An 18,255-nucleotide genomic window follows, 5' to 3' on the forward strand; every position below is an offset into this window, starting at 1 on the left:
CGTCGCGGTGCGGGGGCGCGGCGCGCCGTCCGGGCGGACCGGGCCGGTGCGTGACCGTGTGACGCCGAAACCGGGGAGCGCACCATGCCGACCGCCGTACTGACCGACCGCGAGCGTAGCGCCGTCCAGGCTTACCTGCGGCTGCTGCACACCGTGCGCGCCGCCTTCGACGGCCCCCCGGGCGCCGGGCCGCCGCGCGTGGCCCCGGCGGTCCTGGCAGAGGCGGACCAGGCCCTGACCGGGGCGGGGCTGGCGGGCAACGAACAGGCGTTCTTCCGGCTCGTCGGCGCGTGGCAGTCCCGGCCGTGACGCGGGGCCGAGCGCTCCGGGCTCGGCAGTGCGGAACCGGCGCCGCACTGCCCGGCCGGGGGTCGGACGCGCCCGGCGAGGCGGACAGCGCGGACGGCGCGGACGGCGCGGACGGCGGACGATGCGGCGGCGGTCTCGGACGACTCCGGGGCGCCTGCTCCCGGCTCAGGGGTGCGGGGACTGGCACCGCCGTGCCCGACGGACCGCGCGGCGGCTGCCTCGGACGACTCCGGAGCGGCCGACCCCGGCTCGGCGGCACGGGACTGGCGCCGCCGTGCCCGACGGACCGCGCGGCGGCTGTCTCGGGGGACTCCGGGGCGCCCGCCGCCGGCTCAGGGGTGCGGGATCGACACCGCCGTGGCGACCAGGCCGTCGGCGACGCGCCAGCGGCCCTCGAAGCGGGTGATCCGGCGGCCGCCCAGCAGGGGCCCGGGGACGAGGAGTTCGGCCTCGAAGGTCCCGGCGCGCGGGTCGCCGGAACCGGTGTCGGCCCGGACGTAGATGTCCGCCTCCAGGAAGTCGAGCCACCGGCCGGTCAGCGGGAACCACGCCTTGTAGACGGACTCCTTCGCGCTGAACAGCAGCCGGTCCCAGTGGACGGCCGGGCGCCGCGCCGCCAGTTCCGCGAGCCGTCGCCGTTCGGCGGGCAGGGCGACGGCGTCGATGACGTCGTCGGGCAGGGCGCCGTGGGGTTCGGCGTCGATGCCGAGCGAGGCCAGGTCGACGCTGCGGACCAGCGCGGCGGCGCAGTAGCCGTCGCAGTGCGTCATGCTGCCGGTCAGGCCCTCGGGCCAGCGCGGCGCCCCGCGCTCCCCCGGCAGGACGGGCTGCGGCGGCACGCCGAGCTTCTCCATGGCGCGGCGCGCGCAGGCCCGCACCGCGGCGAACTCGCGGCGCCGCTTGGCGATGGCCCGCGCCACGATCGCCTCCTCCTCCGGGTGGAGCGGGGCGTGGCCGAGCCCGTCGCGCTCGTACGCCTCGACGGTCACCACGGTGGCCGGAAGCAGCTCATCGATCACCGGTCTCGCCCTTCCACGGCAGGATGCGGCGCGGGCCGCCCGGCGGCTGCGGGCGCTTTCGCCATTCGCGGGGGTAGCCCACGGACACCTCCTCGAAGCGGACGCCTTCGTGCCAGGTGGTCCGCGGGATGTGGAGATGGCCGTAGACCACGGCGGCGGCCCGGAACCTGCGGTGCCAGTCGGCGGTCAGCCGCGTGCCGCACCACATGGCGAACTCGGGGTACCACAGGACCTCGGTCGGGTGCCGGTCCAGCGGGTAGTGGTTGACGAGCACGGTCGGCAGGTCGGCGGGCAGTTCGGCGAGCCGCCGCCCGGTCTCCTCCACCCTGGCCCGGCACCACGCGTCGCGGCTCGGATAGGGGTCGGGGTGCAGCAGGTACTCGTCGTTGCAGACGATGCCGGTGCCGTGCGCGTAGGCCAGGCCCTCGTCCTTGGACGCGCAGCCGGGCGGCAGGAAGGAGTAGTCGTAGAGGAGGAACAGCGGGGCGACCGCCACCGGGCCGCCGGGGCCGTGCCAGACCGGGTAGGGGTCCTCGGGCGTGCTGACGCCCAGTTCGCGGCACAGCTCGACCAGGTGGGCGTAGCGGGCGGCGCCGCGCAAGGTGACGGTGTCGCGCGGGTGCGTCCACAGTTCGTGGTTGCCGGGCGCCCAGAGCACCTTGCGGAACCGGCCCGCCAGGGTCTTCAGCGCCCAGCGGATGTCGGCCGCGGTCTCCGCGACGTCGCCCGCCACGATCAGCCAGTCGTCCTCGGAGCCGGGGGCCATCGCCTCCACCAGGGCCCGGTTCTCGCTGTAGCCGATGTGCAGGTCGCTGATGGCCAGCAGCGCTCCGGCCCCGCCGGCCGTCCCCGTCACCTCTCGCCCCCCGTCGCGCGCACGATGGTCTCCACAAGACCACAACCGACGGCGCGCCGACAAGGGCGGCCCGGGAAGTCGCCCGCCGCGTGGCCCCATCCGTCGCACCGCGCAGGATGACGCGGTCCGGAGAAGCTTTTCGCCCCGGGGTGTATCAGGTCCGGGGTCAGCGACTCTCAGGAGTGGGGGACGCGGGCAGACGGGGGCCCGCGGCACGGGGGAAGCGGGGGGCGGGGCGGCCGGTCGCTTTACGGGGGAGCGACCGGCCGCCCCGGCGACGGCCTCCCGGCAGCAGTCGCCCTGACGAGATGGGGCGCCCACGGTCGCGTCAAGCGGATCGGACGGTGCTCACAGATCTGCCGGATGGCGCTCACAGAGTCGGATGGCGCTCACAGATCTGACGGATCGGACGACTGCCGGGCATCCGCCGTCGCGTCAGCCGGTCGGACGACTGCCGCGCGCCGCGCTCACACCGGGCGGGTCGGACAGCAGCCGGGCTGCCCGTGACCGCCCCGAGCACAGCCGAACCGCTCGCCACGCCGTCACCTCAGATAGGCCAGGCCGGGGTGCACCTGGAGATACCCGTCCACCAGCCTGCGGGCCACGTTCACCGAGTCCACCAGCGGATGCAGAGCGAAGGCCCTGACCGCGGCAGCCCGGGTGCTGGACGCCGCGGCGTCCAGCACCTCGCGGTCGACCGCCTTGACCGCGCGCACCAGCGCCTCGGCGTGGCCCGGCAGCGGGTCGGCCGCCACCGGGTGCGCGCCGCTGGCGCCGACCAGGCAGGGGACCTCCACGACGGCCTCCGCGTCCAGAGCCGAAAGGGCCCCGCGATTGCGGACGTTGAGGATGAGCGTGGTGCGCTCGTCGCGGGCGATGGCCCGCATCAGGGCGAGCGCCACCTCCTCGTAGCCGCCCGAGAGGTCGTCGGCCTCGCGTTCGCCCGCTCCGGCCGTCTCGCGATTCTCGGCCATGTAGGTGGCCTCGCGTTCGGCGCGGGTGCGGTTCCAGGCGTCGAGCGCCGACGCGTCCGGGTTCCGCAGCTCCCGGTAGAAGCGGGCCTGCTGGTCGCGCAGGAACGCGCCGCGGGTCTGCTCGACCTGCTGATACGCCCGCACGGTCTCGCGGTTGAAGTAGTAGTAGTGCAAGTACTCGTTGGGCACCGCGCCCAGCGAGCGCAGCCAGTCGGCGCCGAAGAGCCTGCCCTCCTCGAACGAGCCGAGCAGCGCGGGATCGTCGAGCAGCCGGGGCAGCAGGTCGCGCCCGCCGACGCGCACCGCGCGCACCCAGCCCAGGTGGTTGAGCCCGGCGTAGTCGATCCACGCCTCCCGCGGGTCGGCGCCGAGCACACGGGCGATGCGGCGGCCGAGGCCGACCGGCGAGTCGCAGATGCCGATCACACGGTCGCCCAGGTGCCGGGCCATGGCCTCGGTGACCAGCCCGGCGGGGTTGGTGAAGTTGATGACCCAGGCGCCGGGTGCGAGCCGGGCCGTGCGCCGGGCGATGTCGTCGGCGACCGGCACCGTGCGCAGCCCGTAGGCGATGCCGCCGGCGCCGACCGTCTCCTGACCGAGCACGCCCTCCGCGAGCGCCACCCGCTCGTCCTCCGCGCGCCCTTCCAGACCGCCCACCCGGATCGCGGAGAACACGAAGTCCGCGCCGCGCAGCGCCTCGTCGAGGTCGGTCGTGGTCCGCACCCGGGGGGCGTCCGGCGCCGCGGCGGCCTGTTCGGCGAGCACGCGGTGCACGGCGGAGAGCCGGGCGGCGTCGAGGTCGTGCAGGACGACCTCGGTGACCCGCCCCTCGCCGCGGTCGCCCAGCAGCGCCCCGTACACGAGCGGCACCCGGAAGCCGCCACCGCCCAGAATCGTCAGCCTCACACCCGCACCTCTTCCGCCCTCTCACCGCACGTCACGCACCCTACTCGTCCCGAGCGACGGGCCTTGGAACGCCGTTCCGCGGCGCCGTCCCGCGCGCCGCTCCGCCCGGCCGGTTTCCGCCGTACCCGCGCCGGAGAGCGGTGACCGGACGGCCCCGCCCGTGCTTCCATGCGAACGCCCCTTCTCGGCCTCGTGGATTCGGCGGTGCCTGATGAGACGTCACCTGTTGGCCTCGGTCGCCGTGGCGGCGGCCGTCCCGCTCGGCGCCGCCGCCTTCCCGGCGTCGGCGGCCGCACCGGTCTGGCAGCAGACCGGCGTCGCGCGCGTCGACTCGCTGACCGGCGGCGAGGGCCTGGCGAGCCGCGCGGACGGCTCGCTGCTGTACCGCGGGCTCGGCGCCATTCCGCTGGACCTGCGCGTCGAGGGCTGGAACCACGTCGGCGACCCGGACATCGCGCGGGGGTACGTCGTCGACGCCTACCAGGGCGCGGACACGGCGACGTCCAAGATGTTCGCGGTGACCGCCCCGGACGGCCGGCGCTTCGATTACGTCCATCCGCTCGATCCGGGCGAGAAGGTGAACAACTCCTTCGCGGCCGTCTCACCGGACGCGCAGTGGCTGGTGTCGGGCGAGTGGGGCGACCAGAACCGGCTCCAGGTCTTCCCCGCCCCGCTGCTCAACCCGAGCACCCCGCGCATGGGCGGCACGCTGCCCCAGGGGCGCCGCAGATCACCCTCGACCGGCCGGTGCGCGACATCCAGGGCTGCGACTTCGTGAACGACACCCGCCTGCTGTGCGCCTCGGACGACGGTTCGCGCACGCTGTTCCCCGAGGACCGGCCGCTGCTCCAGGTGGACTTGCCGCACCGGCTGGACGGCGGCGCGGTGACCGCCCACGTCTCCAGCCTGTTCGCGCTGCCCCAACACAGCGTGTGCTCGGGGACGTTCGAGACGGAGGGCGTGGACTACGACACGGCGAGCGGCACGCTGCGCGCAGAGGTCATCTCGCCGGGCGTGTGCAAGGCCGCGACCACCGTGTACGCGTACCAGTCGCGTTAAGAGCGCACCCCCCGTCCACGCACTCCCACCGGAACCAACCCGGGCCTCTCTCCCTTCATCAGATGAACTCTTCTACCTGGTACGGACTTTCCCTGCTTCAACTCTTGACGACCCGGGCATCCGGGAGCACATGGGCGGCGCATCCCCGCACGAGAGTGCTCTCACAGCACGTCGGACACGTGTCAGGGGCTCCGCACACGCGGGGTCCTTCGCCGTGTGCGGGCCCTTCCCGTGCCCGTCACAAGGACCGCTCAGCGCAGCTCCGCGCGGAAGAGCACCGGCGTCTGACCGGTGTGCAGATGGAAGTACTTCGAGAAATTGGCGGCGTCCGGGAAGCCCACCGCCGCGCCGACCCGGCCGATCGGCAGGTCGGTGTGGGCGAGCAGCCGCTTGGCCTCCAGCACGACCCGCTTGTCGATGAAGCCCTTGGGGGTCTCCCCGGTGGCGGCGCGGACCGCGCGGACCAGGGTGCGGCGGGAGTAGCCGAGGGCGTCGGCGTAGGCGCTGACGCTGTGGTTGGCGGTGAAGCCCTTCTCGACCGCCTCGCGGAACAGGGTGAACGGGGTGTCGCCCGGCCGCCGCGTCGCCTCCGCGGAACGGGCGGCGAGGTGGGCCAGGCGCAGCAGGAACGCGCTGAGCGAGTGGCGCAGCACCGCGGTGTGCAGACTGAGCGGCAGCGTCTGGGTGTCCTCGTACTCGCGGCGCAGTTGGGCGAGCGCGGACGCCAGGGCGGCGCGCTGGGCCGGGTCGGGGCGGAGCCGGGGCGGCAGGTCGTAGCGGTACAGGCCGGCCGCCTCGACCGTGGCGCGGGGCAGGAAGCCGGGCTGCATGGTCAGGACGGTTCCGCGGTACTCGTCGACCCGGGAGAAGCGGTGGACCTGGCCGGGGCGGATCCACAGCAGGTCTCCGGCGGCGGCCTCGTACTCGGCGAAGTCGACCATGTGCCGTACGGGGCCTTCGCTGAACAGCATGATCACATGGAAGTCGATGCGGTGGACGCGGTGCAGCGGCGCCTCGGCGTGCCAGGTGTGCTCCGTGCCCATGGGCCCGACCTGAAGCCCGACTCCGCGCAGGCTGAGATCGACCGGGAAGGGGAAGGTGCGGATCGTGCCCGTCCCGTCGCCGCCGCTCGCCGCGCCGCTCCGGTCGCCGCGCGCGTCCTGGATGACTGCGCCCGCCATGTCCTTCTCCTTCTCGGACCGCCTCGCTCACCCGCCGGAAGCCCTCGCCCGCCTGGGTTGTGTCCCACTTTCACCACAGACTGACACACCGAGACCTTCCGAGAAAAAAGTCAGACTTTTAAGTTCGAACGCGCCAGGCAGAATCTCCGCTTCCCGCAAGGACTTCTTGAAGATGAGCGCGCGGAACTCGGACCGCTTCGAGGGGACGGACCCCGACCGGAGTGCCGTCGACCGCCGCGCCCCTCTTCGCCGAGTCCGGCTTCACCCCCGAGAACCTCGTCGCGGCCCGCGCCTCACTGGCCGCCGCGCGCGCATGATCCGCCCCCGACAAGGAAGATGATCACTGTGACCGAAGCAACCGCGACCGCCGGAGCGCTCCAGCGCCTGTCCGAGGAGGGCGTGTCGATCTGGCTGGACGACCTGTCGCGGCGCCGCATCGACTCGGGGAACCTGGCCGAGCTGGTGCGCACCCAGCACGTCGTGGGCGTCACCACGAACCCCTCGATCTTCCAGGCCGCCATCGGCTCCGGCGAGGGCTACGAGGAGCAGCTCGCCGACCTGGCGGTGCGCGGCGTCACGGTCGAGGAGGCCGTGCGCATGATGACCACCGCCGACGTGCGCGCCGCCGCCGACGTGCTGCGCCCGGTGCACGAGGCGACGGGCGGCCGGGACGGCCGGGTCTCCATCGAGGTCGACCCCCGCCTGGCGCACCGCACCGAGGCGACGGTCGCCGAGGCCCGGCAGCTCGCCTGGCTGGTGGACCGCCCCAACACGATGATCAAGATCCCGGCCACCCGGGCGGGCCTGCCGGCGATCACGGAGGTCGTCGGAGCGGGTATCAGTGTCAACGTGACGCTGATCTTCTCCCTGGAGCGCTACCGCGAGGTGACGGACGCCTACCTGGCCGGCTTGGAGAAGGCGCGCGCCGCGGGCCTGGACCTGTCGACGATCCAGTCCGTGGCCTCCTTCTTCGTCTCCCGGGTGGACGGCGAGATCGACAAGCGGCTGACCGCGCTGGGCACGGACGAGGCCCTGGCGCTCAAGGGCCGGGCGGCCCTCGCGAACGCGCGGCTGGCCTACGCGGCCTACGAGCAGGTGTTCGGCGCCGCGGACGGCTCGACCGCCCCCGGCGAGCGGTTCGCCGCGCTGGCGGCGGCGGGCGCGACCCCGCAGCGCCCCCTGTGGGCGTCGACCGGGGTGAAGGATCCGGCGTACAAGGACACCCTGTACGTGGACGAGCTGGTCGCGCCCGGCACGGTGAACACCATGCCGGAGGGCACGCTGAAGGCCGCCGCCGACCACGGTGACGTCACCGGCGACACGGTGACCGGCGGCTATGCACAGGCCCGCGCCGACCTGGCGGCCGTCGAGCGGCTGGGGATCTCGTACGACGAGGTCGTGCGGCAGCTCGAGGACGAGGGCGTCGCCAAGTTCGAGGCGGCCTGGCAGGAACTGCTCGACGCGGTCACGAAGTCGCTGAACAGCAAGGGAGTTGACGCGGAATGAGCAAGAAGCCCGCTGAGCCGGCGGCCGAGGAAGCCCCGGGTCCGGTCTCGGACGCCGCCTCCCCGGAGGCCCCGGCCGCCAAAGCCGCCTCCCCGGAGGCCCCGGCCGCCAAAGAGGCGCGGACCGGGGACGCGCCCGCCCTGGCCGCGCTGTCCGACGTGCAGGCCCCGGGCGGCCCCGCCGCCGAATGGGTGAATCCGCTGCGGGACGCCATGGACCGCCGGCTGCCGCGGATCGCGGGCCCGTCCGGGCTCGTCATCTTTGGCGTCACCGGCGACCTGTCCCGCAAGAAGCTGATGCCGGCCGTGTACGACCTGGCCAACCGCGGCCTGCTGCCGCCGGGCTTCTCCCTCGTCGGCTTCGCCCGGCGGGACTGGGAGGACCAGGACTTCGCGCAGGTCGTGCACGACGCCGTCAGGGAGCACGCGCGCACGCCGTTCCGCGAGGAGGTCTGGCAGCAGCTCGCCGAGGGCATGCGGTTCGTCCCCGGCGACTTCGACGACGACACGGCCTTCAAGCAGCTCCGCGCGGCCGTGGACGAGCTGGACTCCTCCCGCGGCACCGGCGGCAACTTCGCCTTCTACCTCTCCGTGCCGCCGAAGTTCTTCCCCAAGGTCGTGCAGCAGCTCAAGAAGCACGGCCTGGCGGAGGGCCCGGAGGGGGCCTGGCGGCGCGGGGTCATCGAGAAGCCGTTCGGCCACGACCTGGCCAGCGCCCGGGAGCTGAACCGGATCGTGCACGAGGTGTTCGCCCCGGACCAGGTCTTCCGCATCGACCACTACCTGGGCAAGGAGACCGTCCAGAACATCCTGGCGCTGCGCTTCGCCAACACGATGTACGAGCCGATCTGGAACCGGTCCTACGTCGACCACGTGCAGATCACGATGGCCGAGGACATCGGCATCGGCGGCCGGGCCGGGTACTACGACGGCATCGGCGCCGCCCGGGACGTCATCCAGAACCACCTGCTCCAGCTCATGGCGCTCACCGCGATGGAGGAACCCCTCGCCTTCGACGCCGAGGCGCTGCTCACCGAGAAGCTGAAGGTCCTGAAGTCGGTGCGGCTTCCCGCGGACCTGGGCGCCCACACCGTGCGCGGGCAGTACGCGGAGGGCTGGCAGGGCGGCGAGCGGGTGCCCGGCTACCTCCAGGAGGAGGGCATCGACGCCGCGTCCAAGACGGACACCTACGCGGCCGTGAAGCTGGAGATCGACAACCGCCGCTGGGCGGGCGTCCCCTTCTACCTGCGCACCGGCAAGCGGCTGGGCCGCCGGGTCACCGAGATCGCGGTGGTCTTCAAGCGGGCCCCGCACTCGCCCTTCGACGCCACGGCGACGGAGGAGCTGGGCGAGAACGCCATCGTGATCCGCGTCCAGCCCGACGAGGGCATGACGGTCCGGTTCGGCTCCAAGGTGCCGGGCACCTCGATGGAGATCCGGGACGTCTCGATGGACTTCGCCTACGGCGAGTCCTTCACCGAGTCCAGCCCGGAGGCGTACGAGCGGCTCATCCTGGACGTGCTGCTCGGCGACGCCAACCTGTTCCCCCGCCACCAGGAAGTGGAAGAGTCCTGGAAGATCCTCGACCCGATCGAGGGCTACTGGGACGAGCACGGCAGACCCGCCCAGTACCCGTCGGGCACCTGGGGTCCGAGGGAAGCCGACGAGATGCTCGCACGAGACGGACGGAGCTGGCGCAGGCCATGAAGATCGACCTGACCGACACCACGGCAAGCAAGATCAACAAGGCGCTGGTGGAGGGCCGCCGCGCCATCGGCACGCCCGCCGTGGGCATGGTCCTGACGATGGTCATCGTCACGGACGAGGAGAACGCCTACGACGCGCTCAAGGCGGCCGAGGACGCCTCGCGCGAGCACCCCTCGCGCACCCTGGTCGTGATCAAGCGGCATGTGCGCACCCTGCGCGACCGCACCCACTCGCGCCTGGACGCGGAGATCCGCGTCGGCTCCGAGGCCGGCACCGGCGAGACGGTCGTGCTGCGCACCTACGGCGACGTCTCCGACCACGCCGACTCGGTGGTGCTGCCGCTGCTGCTGCCGGACGCGCCGGTCGTCGTGTGGTGGCCGGTGGACGCGCCGGACGATCCCGCCGCCGACCCGCTCGGCGCGCTGGCCCAGCGCCGGATCACCGACCTGTACGCCTTCGACCGCCCGCTGGAGGTCCTGGAGAGCCGCGCCCGGCACTACGCGCCCGGGGACACCGACCTCGCCTGGACCCGGCTCACCCTGTGGCGCTCGATGCTCGCCGCGGCCCTGGACCAGGCCCGGGTGGAGGTGACCTCGGCGGCCGTGGAGGCGGAGCCGGAGAACCCGAGCGCGGAGCTGCTGGCCCGCTGGCTCCACGCCCGGCTGGGCGTCGACGTCGACCGGGTGGCCAGCCCGGGGCCGTTCGTGACCGCCGTACGGCTGGGCACCGCCGGCGGCGAGATCGTCATCGAACGGCCCGAGGGCCCGATGGCCACGCTGACCCTGCCCGGCCAGCCGTCCCGCACCCTCGCGCTCAAGATCCGTCCCACCTCCGAACTCATCGCCGAGGAGCTGCGCCGCCTCGACGCCGACGAGATGTACGCCGTCGCCCTGCGCGGCGAGCCCATCAAGGAGACCGTCTGACATGTCCGACACCCCCCTGCTCACCCGACGGCCGCAGTGGACCGCCCTGGAGGACCACCGCGCCCACTGGAAGTCGACCCTGCGTGAGCTGTTCGCGCAGGACCCCGCCCGCGCGGAGCGCTACACGGTGCGCGTCGGCGATCTGCGCATCGACTACTCCAAGCAGCTCATCACCGACGACACGATGGCCCTGCTGCGCGAACTCGCGGAGGCCACCGACGTGTTCGGGCTGCGGGACGCGATGTTCCGCGGCGAGAAGATCAACGTCACCGAGGACCGCGCGGTGCTGCACACCGCGCTGCGCGCCCCGAGGGACGCGGTGATCGAGGTCGACGGGGAGAACGTCGTCCCCCAGGTGCACGAAGTCCTCGACCGGATGAGCGAGTTCGCCGACCGGGTCCGCTCGGGCGAGTGGACCGGGCACACCGGCAAGCGGATCCGCAACGTCGTCAACATCGGCATCGGCGGCTCCGACCTCGGCCCGGCGATGGCCTTCGAGGCGCTGCGCGCCTTCACCGACCGCGACCTGACCGTGCGGTTCGTCTCCAACGTCGACGGCGCCGACCTGCACGAGGCGACCCGTGACCTGGACCCGGCCGAGACCCTGTTCATCGTCGCGTCCAAGACGTTCACCACGATCGAGACGATCACGAACGCGACCTCGGCCCGCGACTGGCTGCTGGCAGGTCTGGGCGGCGACGACAAGGCGGTCGCCCGGCACTTCGTGGCGCTGTCCACGAACTCCGAGAAGGTCTCCGAGTTCGGCATCGACACGGCGAACATGTTCGGGTTCTGGGACTGGGTCGGCGGCCGGTACTCCTACGACTCCGCGATCGGCCTGTCGCTGATGATCGCGATCGGCCCGGACCGCTTCCGGGAGATGCTGGACGGCTTCCGCATCGTCGACGACCACTTCCGCAACGCCCCCGCCGAGGCCAACGCCCCGTTGATCCTGGGCCTGCTGGGCATCTGGTACGGCGACTTCTTCGACGCGCAGACGCACGCGGTGCTGCCGTACTCGCACTACCTGTCGAAGTTCACCGCCTATCTCCAGCAGTTGGACATGGAGTCCAACGGCAAGTCGGTGCAGCGCGACGGCGAGCCCGTGCGCTGGCAGACCGGTCCGGTGGTGTGGGGCACGCCCGGCACCAACGGGCAGCACGCCTACTACCAGCTCATCCACCAGGGCACCAAGCTGATCCCGGCGGACTTCGTCGGGTTCGTCAACCCGGTGGCCGAGCTGAGCGGCGACCTCAAGGACCAGCACGACCTGCTGATGGCCAACTTCTTCGCGCAGACGCAGGCGCTGGCCTTCGGCAAGACGCCCGAGGAGGTGCGCGCCGAGGGCGTGCCCGAGGAGCAGGTCCCGCACCGCACCTTCCTGGGCGACCACCCCACCACCACCGTCCTGGCGACCGAGCTGACCCCTTCGGTGCTCGGCCAGTTGGTCGCCTTGTACGAGCACAAGGTGTTCGTCCAAGGGGCGGTCTGGAACATCGACTCCTTCGACCAGTGGGGCGTGGAACTCGGCAAAGTGCTGGCCAAGCGGCTCGAACCCGCCCTGACCGAGGGCGCCGAGGCGCCCGGTCTCGACTCGTCCACCGCCGCCCTCGTGGCCGCGTACCGCACACTCAGGAAGTGAACTGACATGGCAGCGACGCAGATGGGCCTGATCGGCCTCGGCAAGATGGGCGGCAACATGCGGGAGCGCCTCCGCAACGCCGGCCATGAAGTCGTCGGCTACGACCGCAATCCCGAGGTCTCCGACGTGCCCAGCATGGTCGATCTCGTCGACCGGCTCCAGGGCCCGCGGGTGATCTGGGTGATGGTCCCGGCGGGCGGCCCCACGCAGCACGTCATCGACCAGCTCGCGACCCTGCTCAAGCCGGGCGACCTCGTCGTGGACGGCGGCAACTCCCGCTGGACGGACGACGAGAGGCACGCCAAGCAGTTGCACGCGCGGGGCGTCGGCTTCGTCGACGCGGGCGTCTCCGGCGGCGTGTGGGGCCTGGAGAACGGCTACGCGCTCATGGTCGGCGGCGACGAGGAGCACGTGGAGCAGCTCAAGCCGATCTTCGACGCGCTCAAGCCGGAGGGCCCGTACGGGTTCGTGCACGCGGGCAAGGTGGGCGCCGGGCACTTCGCGAAGATGGTCCACAACGGCATCGAGTACGCGATGATGCAGGCGTACGCCGAGGGCTGGGAGCTGCTGGAGAAGGTCGACTTCGTGGACAACGTCCGCGAGGTCTTCCGCTCCTGGCAGGAGGGCACCGTCATCCGCTCCTGGCTGCTCGACCTCGCCGTCAACGCGCTCGACGACGACGAGCACCTGGACAAGCTGCGCGGCTACGCGGAGGACTCGGGCGAGGGCCGCTGGACGGTGGAGGCGGCGATCGACAACGCGGTGCCGCTGCCCGCGATCACGGCCTCGCTGTTCGCGCGGTTCGCCTCCCGTCAGGAGGACTCGCCGCAGATGAAGATGGTCGCCGCGCTGCGCAACCAGTTCGGCGGCCACGCCGTCGAGTCGGCGAAGGGGGTCTGAGCCGCCGTGGGGGACCTTCTCCTGGTCCGCCACGGCGAGACGGAGTGGAGCCTGTCCGGGCAGCACACCGGGTTCACCGACCTGCCCCTCACCCGGCACGGCGAGGAGCAGGCCAAGGCGCTCGCTCCCCTGCTGTCCGGCCGGACCTACGCGCGGGTGCTCACCAGCCCGCTCGGCCGCGCCGTGCGCACCGCCGAGCTGGCGGGACTGCACGGCGCCGAGCAGGACCCCGACCTGCACGAGTGGGACTACGGCGGCTACGAGGGCGTGACCACCGACGAGATACACCGCAGCCGCCCCGACTGGGACCTGTGGACCGACGGGACGCCGCCGGGCCGGGACGGACTGCCCGGCGAGTCGCCGGAGCAGGTCGGCCGGCGCGCGGACCGGGTGCTCGACCGGCTCGGCGCGACGCTCGCGCACGACGAGGACGACGTCGTGCTGGTGGCGCACGGCCACTTCCTCCGGGTCCTCACCGCCCGCCGGCTGGGCCTGCCGCCCGCGCACGGACGCCTGTTCCAGCTCGCCACCGGCACGGTCAGCCGGCTGTCGACGGAGCACGGCAGCCCGGTGATCGCGCAGTGGAACGCGCGGTCCTGACCCCGCCTCCCGGCCCGGAGCGCCGCGACGGCGCTCCGGGCCGCCGCCGTGCCGGGGCGCCGTCCGCCCCGCCGCGGCCGTGGAACCTCGCCGTGTGCTCCGGCGGCCACTGAGGGCGGCCTTCGGAGGCGGAGGTCACTTCTTCTCGGCCGCCTTGGGGATGCCGTACGCCCGCTCCACCCTCAGCCGCAGCACCAGCCGCCCATCGCTGACCATGGCGGCGCGGTACTCCTCCCAGTCCGGGTGCTCGCCCAGGACGTCGCGGTAGAGGCGGACCAGTTCGTCCACGGTCGCGTCGTGCGGGTCGCGGGCGACCGGGGAGAGTTCCGCGGCGCCCTCGGCGACCGTGTAGGCCCAGCGGTCCGGCGTGGTGACGTGGTAGGAGGCCCTCGGGTCCCTGCGCAGGTTCCGGGTCTTGGCGCGGTCGTCGGTGATGGAGACGCGGATGACGCGCGCGTCCGGGTCGTAGGCGTGGCTGACGTTGGAGAGCTGCGGCCGGCCGTCGCGCTTGAGGGTGACCAGGGTCCCGTCGTGCCCCTCGGCGAGCAGGGCGAGCAGTGCTTCCGGCGCCGGATCGCCCGGTGTGATCTCAGTCATAGTCGCGTCAACCGTCGCGAAGGCGCCGGGCATTCCCCCGGCCGTCCGCCGCCCGTACGGTCCTGGTGCGCGGGCCGGGACGTCGCGTCACCGGGCGGGCGCCCTCCGCGCGGGGCGTCCGCACCGCAGCCTTCGCCCGGCCCCGCCCCCGGCGGTCCCCGCGGCGCCGCCGGCAGTCCCCGCGGCGCCGCCCGGAGCCGAGACGGCCGAGACGGCCAGCGCGGCTGACGCGGTCGGCGCGGCCGCCGCACGAGCCGTCGCGGGCTGGTGCCGCGGCCGGGCCCCGTCGGCTCAGGACAGATGGGCCACCGCGTCCAGGTGGGGCAGGTGGTGGTCCATCCGCTCCCGCTTGGTGCGCAGATAGGTGATGTTGCTCTCGCACGGCGGGATCAGCAGCGGCACCTGCTCGGCCACCTGCACGCCGTGGCTCACCAACGCCTCGCGTTTGCGCGGGTTGTTGGACATCAGGCGCACCGAGCGCACCCCCAGGTCCCGCAGGATGCCCGCGGCGGCGCCGTAGTCGCGGGCGTCGACGGGCAGACCGAGGGCGAGGTTGGCCTCCACCGTGTCCAGGCCCTCCGCCTGGAGCGCCATCGCGCGCAGCTTGGCGAGCAGTCCGATGCCCCGGCCCTCGTGCCCCCTCAAGTACACGACCACGCCGCTGCCTTCGGCGACCACCGCACGCAGCGCCGCGGCGAGCTGGTCGCCGCACTCGCAGTGCTGGGAGCCGAAGGCGTCGCCGGTCAGGCATTCCGAGTGCAGTCGCACCAGCACACGCTCGGCACCGATGTCCCCGTGCACCAGGGCCACTTGCTCGTCGCCGCGGTCGTGGTCCAGGTAGCCGATCGCCTGGAACGCGCCGTACACGGTGGGCAGCGGCGCGTTCACGACGCGTTCCACACCGATGCGCCGAGGGGACTTCTCGCCGAGTGCGCCGAGGTCTTCTGTCATGATCTGGATCCTAAGCAGAGACGAAAGGCCGGGAAACGATGAACGGTTCGGAAGATCTGCCGACGGCGCCCGGTCCGGGCGATCTGCTGCCGCCGGACACCACGGAGGACGTGCGTGACCGGGCGGCGGACCGCCCGGTGCGAGTCGCGGTGCTGCCGGTGGGGAGTTTCGAACAGCACGGTCCGTACATGCCGTTGGCCACCGACACGATGGTCGCCTGCGCCCTCGCCCGCCGGATCGCGGACGCGTACCCGGTGCAGTTGCTTCCGCCGGTGACGATCTCCTGCTCGCACGAGCACGCGGCCTGGCCGGGGACGGTCAGCATCTCTTCCGTGACCCTTCATTCGATGGTGCGGGACATCGCGGACTCGCTGCGCCGGTCCGGCGTCGAGGCGTTGGCGCTCGTCAACGGCCACGGCGGCAACTACGTGCTCGGCAACGCGGTGCAGGAGTCCTCCGCGCGCGGTGAGCGCATGGCGCTGTTCCCGGCCGCGGAGGACTGGGAGACGGCCCGGCAACGGGCCGGGGTGCGCACCTCGTTGCTCACCGACATGCACGCGGGGGAAATCGAGACCTCCATTCTGCTGCGAGTGCGGCCCGAATGGGTCAGAGACGGATACGCCTCCGCGGACTTCGTCGCGGACGACCGCCGCCATCTGCTGACCTCCGGGATGTCCGCCTATACCGAGTCGGGTGTCATCGGGCGCCCTTCCCTGGGGTCCCCGGAGAAGGGGGAGGAACTGCTGGCGAGCCTCACGGACTCCTTCGCGGCGTGTTTCTCGCTGCTCACGGCGGAAGACCCGGCCGGCGGGCGCGCGCCGGGGCGGTGACCGGGTTCCTCGCCCCGGCCCGTGCGGGTCCCGGCGCGGTCGCCGGGGCCCCGGGCGGCCAGGACGAGTGCGCCGGGCAGGCTCGCGGCGAGCGCGAGCACGCCGTAGACCACCGCGACGGACACGCCGGTGCTCGCGCCGATCCCGGCGGCGCCGAACGCCCACGCGGTCACCCCTTCCCGGGGCCCGAAGCCGCCGACGTTCAGCGGCAGGCCCATGGCGGCCAGCGCCAGCACCGCCAGCGGCAGCAGCGCGGTCGCGGAGGCGGGGGCGCCCACAGTACGGGCGGCGAGCACGAACGTCGCGACGTGTCCGGCGAGCACGACGGCGCTGGAGAGGGCGACGCCCGGCCCGTTGCGCCGCGACAGCAGCCCTTCGCGCGCCTCGCCGAGCGCCCGGCGCAGAGCGCGCCCCCGGGGGGAGGACGCCGTGCCGTTCATATGCAGCGCGAGCACGACGGCGAGCGCGCCGACGGCCGACAGCGCGGCGAGCGGCGCGAGATGCCGCACCTGGGCGCGGACGGGAGAGGGCAGGGTCAGCAGGACGGCGGCGCCGGTGACCGTGAGCGCGATCTGCCCGGCGACCCGTTCCAGGACCACGGCTCGCACGCCCCGGCTCATGTCTCCGGTGCTCCGCCCGTGGCGCACCGCCCGGTGCACGTCGCCCAGGACTCCGCCGGGCAGGGCCGCGTTCAGGAACAGCGCCCGGTAGTAGTCGGCCACGGCCGGCGCGAGCGGCAGGCGGACGCCCAGGCCGCGGGCGACGAGCTGCCAGCGCCAGGCGCTGCACACGGTGGTGAGGACCCCGATCGCGACGGCCGCGGCGAGGGTGGGCGCGTCGATCCGGCGCAGCCCGTCGAGGAAGACCCCGGTGCCCAGCCGCCACAGCAGCACGGCGAGGATCAGGGCCCCGGCGGCGGTTCCCGCGTGGGCCCGCAGCGCGCCGGAACGGCGGGGGACGCGCGGTGAGGCCGGTGCGGCGGCCCCGGAGGCGCCGCCGGCGCGCGCGGCCAGGCCGCCGACCCCGGCGCCGCCCACCGCGCACCCGTCCACGGCCTGCGCCTCCACGGCCCGTACGGCGAACTCCTCGGCGTCCAGCACCCGAGCGTCCACCGTCTCGACGTCCACGGCCCGAGCGTCCACCGCCCGCACGTCCACCGCCCGCACGCCCACGGCCCGCGCGTCCACCGCCGGGGCGTCCAGCGCCCGCGTGTCCATCGTCGGCACGCTCATACGGCGTCACCCGCGTCCTCGATCGGGGGCAGCGCCAGCAGGTCGTCGTGGTGGACGACCGCGTGCAACTCGCCCGCCGCACAGGCCGCCAGGCGCTCGGCGAGCCAGCGGTCGGCGCGCGGCCCGAGGCCGGGGCGCTGCTCGACGGCCGCTGCGACCCGGCCGCGCAGCCACTGAGCGGTCAGTTCGCGCTCGTCAGGGCCGAGGCGCCAGGGGCTCGGGTGCACCTCGACGACGACGCCGTGCGCGGCGAACTCCTCGGCGGCCACGGCCGCCGCGTCCGGACCGAGCAGCCCGTTGCGGCGCTGATGGGCGTTGAACGCCTCGGTGATCTCGGCGTCCAGCGGATCGGCCGGGGCGAGGTCGACGCGGCCCGCCACCGACAGGGTCAGCAGCGCCGGGCAGCGCGCTCCGGCGCAGGCGGCGGCGAGGGCGGCGACGTCGGCGCGGGTGAGCACGTCCAGCAGCGCGGACGCCGTCACCAGGGAGGCGCCGGACAGGGCGTCCGGGGTCAGCCGGGCCAGGTCGCCGCGCCGGGTCTCCACCGTGACGCCGCTGCCGTCCGCGGCCGTGCGGGCGGCGCCCGCGGCGGCGAAGTGGAGCAGGTAGGGGTCGCGGTCGTGCAGGATCCAGTGCTGGGGCCCGTCCAGGCGAGGAGCGAGCCAGCGGCCCATCGAGCCGGTGCCGCAGCCGAGGTCGTGCACGACGAGCCCGCCGTGCGGCGGCGCCGAGGCCAGCCGGGCGCGCAGCGCGCTGAGCGCGTCCACGGCCCGTGCCGCCGCGTCGGCCGACTCGCGCAGTCGCAGCCACTCCGGCGCGTACCGGAGCGGCTCCTCGGGGGCGTCCGCCCGCAGGCGCACGGTGGCCCGCTCCCCCGGTCCGGCGGCGGGACCGGCGCCGGGGATCACGGCGCCGGCGCGTTCGGCCGGGCCGGGCGCCGGGCGCGGGCCCGAGGCGGCTGAGTCGCCCTGCCCGGCGCGGCGCGCGGCCAAGGCGGGTGCGGACGAGGCGGGTTCCGTCATGGCCTGGCCGTCCTTTCCTGAGAGCTGCTGGTCGCGTCCTGA

General features: G+C 73.7%; 15 protein-coding genes and 2 pseudogenes. 9 read left to right on the top strand and 8 right to left on the bottom strand.

Annotated features, from left to right (window positions below; all coding sequences use genetic code 11):
• The first annotated feature begins 84 nt into the window (after window positions 1-84).
• Complete coding sequence (locus tag ABZ861_RS06430; protein ID WP_361624639.1) at window positions 85-309, top strand: hypothetical protein; 225 nt, start codon at window positions 85-87, stop codon at window positions 307-309.
• A 332-nt stretch (window positions 310-641) separates the two neighbouring features.
• On the opposite strand, the gene ABZ861_RS06435 is transcribed toward ABZ861_RS06430, so the two are convergent.
• From ABZ861_RS06435 to ABZ861_RS06445, 3 genes are all read right to left on the bottom strand, one after another.
• Window positions 642-1,328 carry a 4'-phosphopantetheinyl transferase superfamily protein gene (locus ABZ861_RS06435; protein WP_361624642.1) on the bottom strand — a complete coding sequence of 229 codons (687 nt, stop codon included), beginning with the start codon at window positions 1,326-1,328 and terminating at the stop codon, window positions 642-644.
• Window positions 1,318-2,184 (bottom strand): metallophosphoesterase, encoded by an 867-nt coding sequence (locus ABZ861_RS06440; RefSeq protein ID WP_361624645.1) that lies wholly within the window; start codon window positions 2,182-2,184, stop codon window positions 1,318-1,320. Before ABZ861_RS06440 ends, ABZ861_RS06435 begins: the two co-directional genes overlap by 11 nt.
• A gap of 542 nt (window positions 2,185-2,726) precedes the next feature.
• Complete coding sequence (locus ABZ861_RS06445) at window positions 2,727-4,064, bottom strand: 6-phospho-beta-glucosidase (protein ID WP_361624648.1); 1,338 nt, start codon at window positions 4,062-4,064, stop codon at window positions 2,727-2,729.
• 211 nt (window positions 4,065-4,275) lie between these two features.
• On the opposite strand from ABZ861_RS06445, the pseudogene ABZ861_RS06450 reads away from it, so the two are divergent.
• Window positions 4,276-5,123, top strand: a pseudogene (locus ABZ861_RS06450) (hypothetical protein).
• A 251-nt stretch (window positions 5,124-5,374) separates the two neighbouring features.
• Here ABZ861_RS06450 and ABZ861_RS06455 read toward each other — a convergent pair.
• On the bottom strand, window positions 5,375-6,304 hold the full coding sequence (locus ABZ861_RS06455; RefSeq protein ID WP_361624651.1) for an AraC family transcriptional regulator: 930 nt from the start codon (window positions 6,302-6,304) through the stop codon (window positions 5,375-5,377).
• 336 nt (window positions 6,305-6,640) lie between these two features.
• Here ABZ861_RS06455 and tal point away from each other — a divergent pair, with 336 nt between their 5' ends.
• The 6 genes from tal to ABZ861_RS06485 are packed head-to-tail and all read left to right on the top strand — an operon-like array spanning window position 6,641 to window position 13,581.
• The gene (gene tal / locus ABZ861_RS06460; protein ID WP_361624654.1) at window positions 6,641-7,810 is read left to right on the top strand and encodes a transaldolase; all 1,170 of its coding nucleotides are present in this window, start codon (window positions 6,641-6,643) and stop codon (window positions 7,808-7,810) included.
• Window positions 7,807-9,516, top strand: a complete 1,710-nt coding sequence (gene zwf, locus ABZ861_RS06465) for a glucose-6-phosphate dehydrogenase (RefSeq protein WP_361624657.1) — start codon at window positions 7,807-7,809, stop codon at window positions 9,514-9,516. The genes tal and zwf overlap by 4 nt, the downstream gene beginning before the upstream one ends.
• Window positions 9,513-10,439, top strand: coding sequence for a glucose-6-phosphate dehydrogenase assembly protein OpcA (gene opcA / locus ABZ861_RS06470; protein ID WP_361624660.1), 927 nt, complete (start codon window positions 9,513-9,515; stop codon window positions 10,437-10,439). The genes zwf and opcA overlap by 4 nt, the downstream gene beginning before the upstream one ends.
• Window position 10,440: 1 nt before the next feature.
• Window positions 10,441-12,081, top strand: coding sequence for a glucose-6-phosphate isomerase (gene pgi, locus ABZ861_RS06475; protein WP_361624663.1), 1,641 nt, complete (start codon window positions 10,441-10,443; stop codon window positions 12,079-12,081).
• Between the two features lie 6 nt (window positions 12,082-12,087).
• Window positions 12,088-12,981, top strand: coding sequence for a phosphogluconate dehydrogenase (NAD(+)-dependent, decarboxylating) (gene gnd / locus ABZ861_RS06480; protein ID WP_361624666.1), 894 nt, complete (start codon window positions 12,088-12,090; stop codon window positions 12,979-12,981).
• Window positions 12,982-12,987: 6 nt separating this feature from the next.
• Window positions 12,988-13,581, top strand: a complete 594-nt coding sequence (locus tag ABZ861_RS06485) for a histidine phosphatase family protein (protein WP_361624669.1) — start codon at window positions 12,988-12,990, stop codon at window positions 13,579-13,581.
• 135 nt (window positions 13,582-13,716) lie between these two features.
• On the opposite strand, the gene ABZ861_RS06490 is transcribed toward ABZ861_RS06485, so the two are convergent.
• Window positions 13,717-14,178 carry a PPOX class F420-dependent oxidoreductase gene (locus tag ABZ861_RS06490; protein WP_361624672.1) on the bottom strand — a complete coding sequence of 154 codons (462 nt, stop codon included), beginning with the start codon at window positions 14,176-14,178 and terminating at the stop codon, window positions 13,717-13,719.
• A 291-nt stretch (window positions 14,179-14,469) separates the two neighbouring features.
• Window positions 14,470-15,129: a GTP cyclohydrolase II gene (ribA, locus tag ABZ861_RS06495; RefSeq protein ID WP_361624675.1), complete on the bottom strand. Its 660-nt coding sequence runs from the start codon at window positions 15,127-15,129 to the stop codon at window positions 14,470-14,472.
• Window positions 15,130-15,167: 38 nt separating this feature from the next.
• Here ribA and ABZ861_RS06500 point away from each other — a divergent pair.
• Window positions 15,168-15,926: pseudogene (locus ABZ861_RS06500) on the top strand (creatininase family protein); the annotation flags it as partial.
• Here the strand turns inward: ABZ861_RS06500 and ABZ861_RS06505 are convergent.
• Both ABZ861_RS06505 and ABZ861_RS06510 read right to left on the bottom strand, forming a co-directional pair.
• Window positions 15,809-17,191: a lysylphosphatidylglycerol synthase transmembrane domain-containing protein gene (locus ABZ861_RS06505; RefSeq protein WP_361624678.1), complete on the bottom strand. Its 1,383-nt coding sequence runs from the start codon at window positions 17,189-17,191 to the stop codon at window positions 15,809-15,811. The pseudogene ABZ861_RS06500 and the gene ABZ861_RS06505 overlap by 118 nt on opposite strands.
• Window positions 17,188-18,213: a methyltransferase domain-containing protein gene (locus ABZ861_RS06510; protein WP_361624681.1), complete on the bottom strand. Its 1,026-nt coding sequence runs from the start codon at window positions 18,211-18,213 to the stop codon at window positions 17,188-17,190. The genes ABZ861_RS06505 and ABZ861_RS06510 overlap by 4 nt, the downstream gene beginning before the upstream one ends.
• Between the last annotated feature and the right edge of the window lie 42 nt (window positions 18,214-18,255).

Source organism: Streptomyces sp. NPDC046985 (genome assembly GCF_040644415.1).
GTDB lineage: Bacteria > Actinomycetota > Actinomycetes > Streptomycetales > Streptomycetaceae > Streptomyces.

Coding starts and splice junctions, on each gene's coding strand:
- gnd (WP_361624666.1), top strand. CDS start 12,088: ATGGCAGCGACGCAGATGGGCCTGATCGGCCTCGGCAAGATGGGCGGC.
- ABZ861_RS06505 (WP_361624678.1), bottom strand. CDS start 17,191: ATGAGCGTGCCGACGATGGACACGCGGGCGCTGGACGCCCCGGCGGTG.
- opcA (WP_361624660.1), top strand. CDS start 9,513: ATGAAGATCGACCTGACCGACACCACGGCAAGCAAGATCAACAAGGCG.
- ABZ861_RS06510 (WP_361624681.1), bottom strand. CDS start 18,213: ATGACGGAACCCGCCTCGTCCGCACCCGCCTTGGCCGCGCGCCGCGCC.
- pgi (WP_361624663.1), top strand. CDS start 10,441: ATGTCCGACACCCCCCTGCTCACCCGACGGCCGCAGTGGACCGCCCTG.
- zwf (WP_361624657.1), top strand. CDS start 7,807: ATGAGCAAGAAGCCCGCTGAGCCGGCGGCCGAGGAAGCCCCGGGTCCG.
- ribA (WP_361624675.1), bottom strand. CDS start 15,129: ATGACAGAAGACCTCGGCGCACTCGGCGAGAAGTCCCCTCGGCGCATC.
- ABZ861_RS06490 (WP_361624672.1), bottom strand. CDS start 14,178: ATGACTGAGATCACACCGGGCGATCCGGCGCCGGAAGCACTGCTCGCC.
- ABZ861_RS06430 (WP_361624639.1), top strand. CDS start 85: ATGCCGACCGCCGTACTGACCGACCGCGAGCGTAGCGCCGTCCAGGCT.
- tal (WP_361624654.1), top strand. CDS start 6,641: ATGATCACTGTGACCGAAGCAACCGCGACCGCCGGAGCGCTCCAGCGC.
- ABZ861_RS06455 (WP_361624651.1), bottom strand. CDS start 6,304: ATGGCGGGCGCAGTCATCCAGGACGCGCGCGGCGACCGGAGCGGCGCG.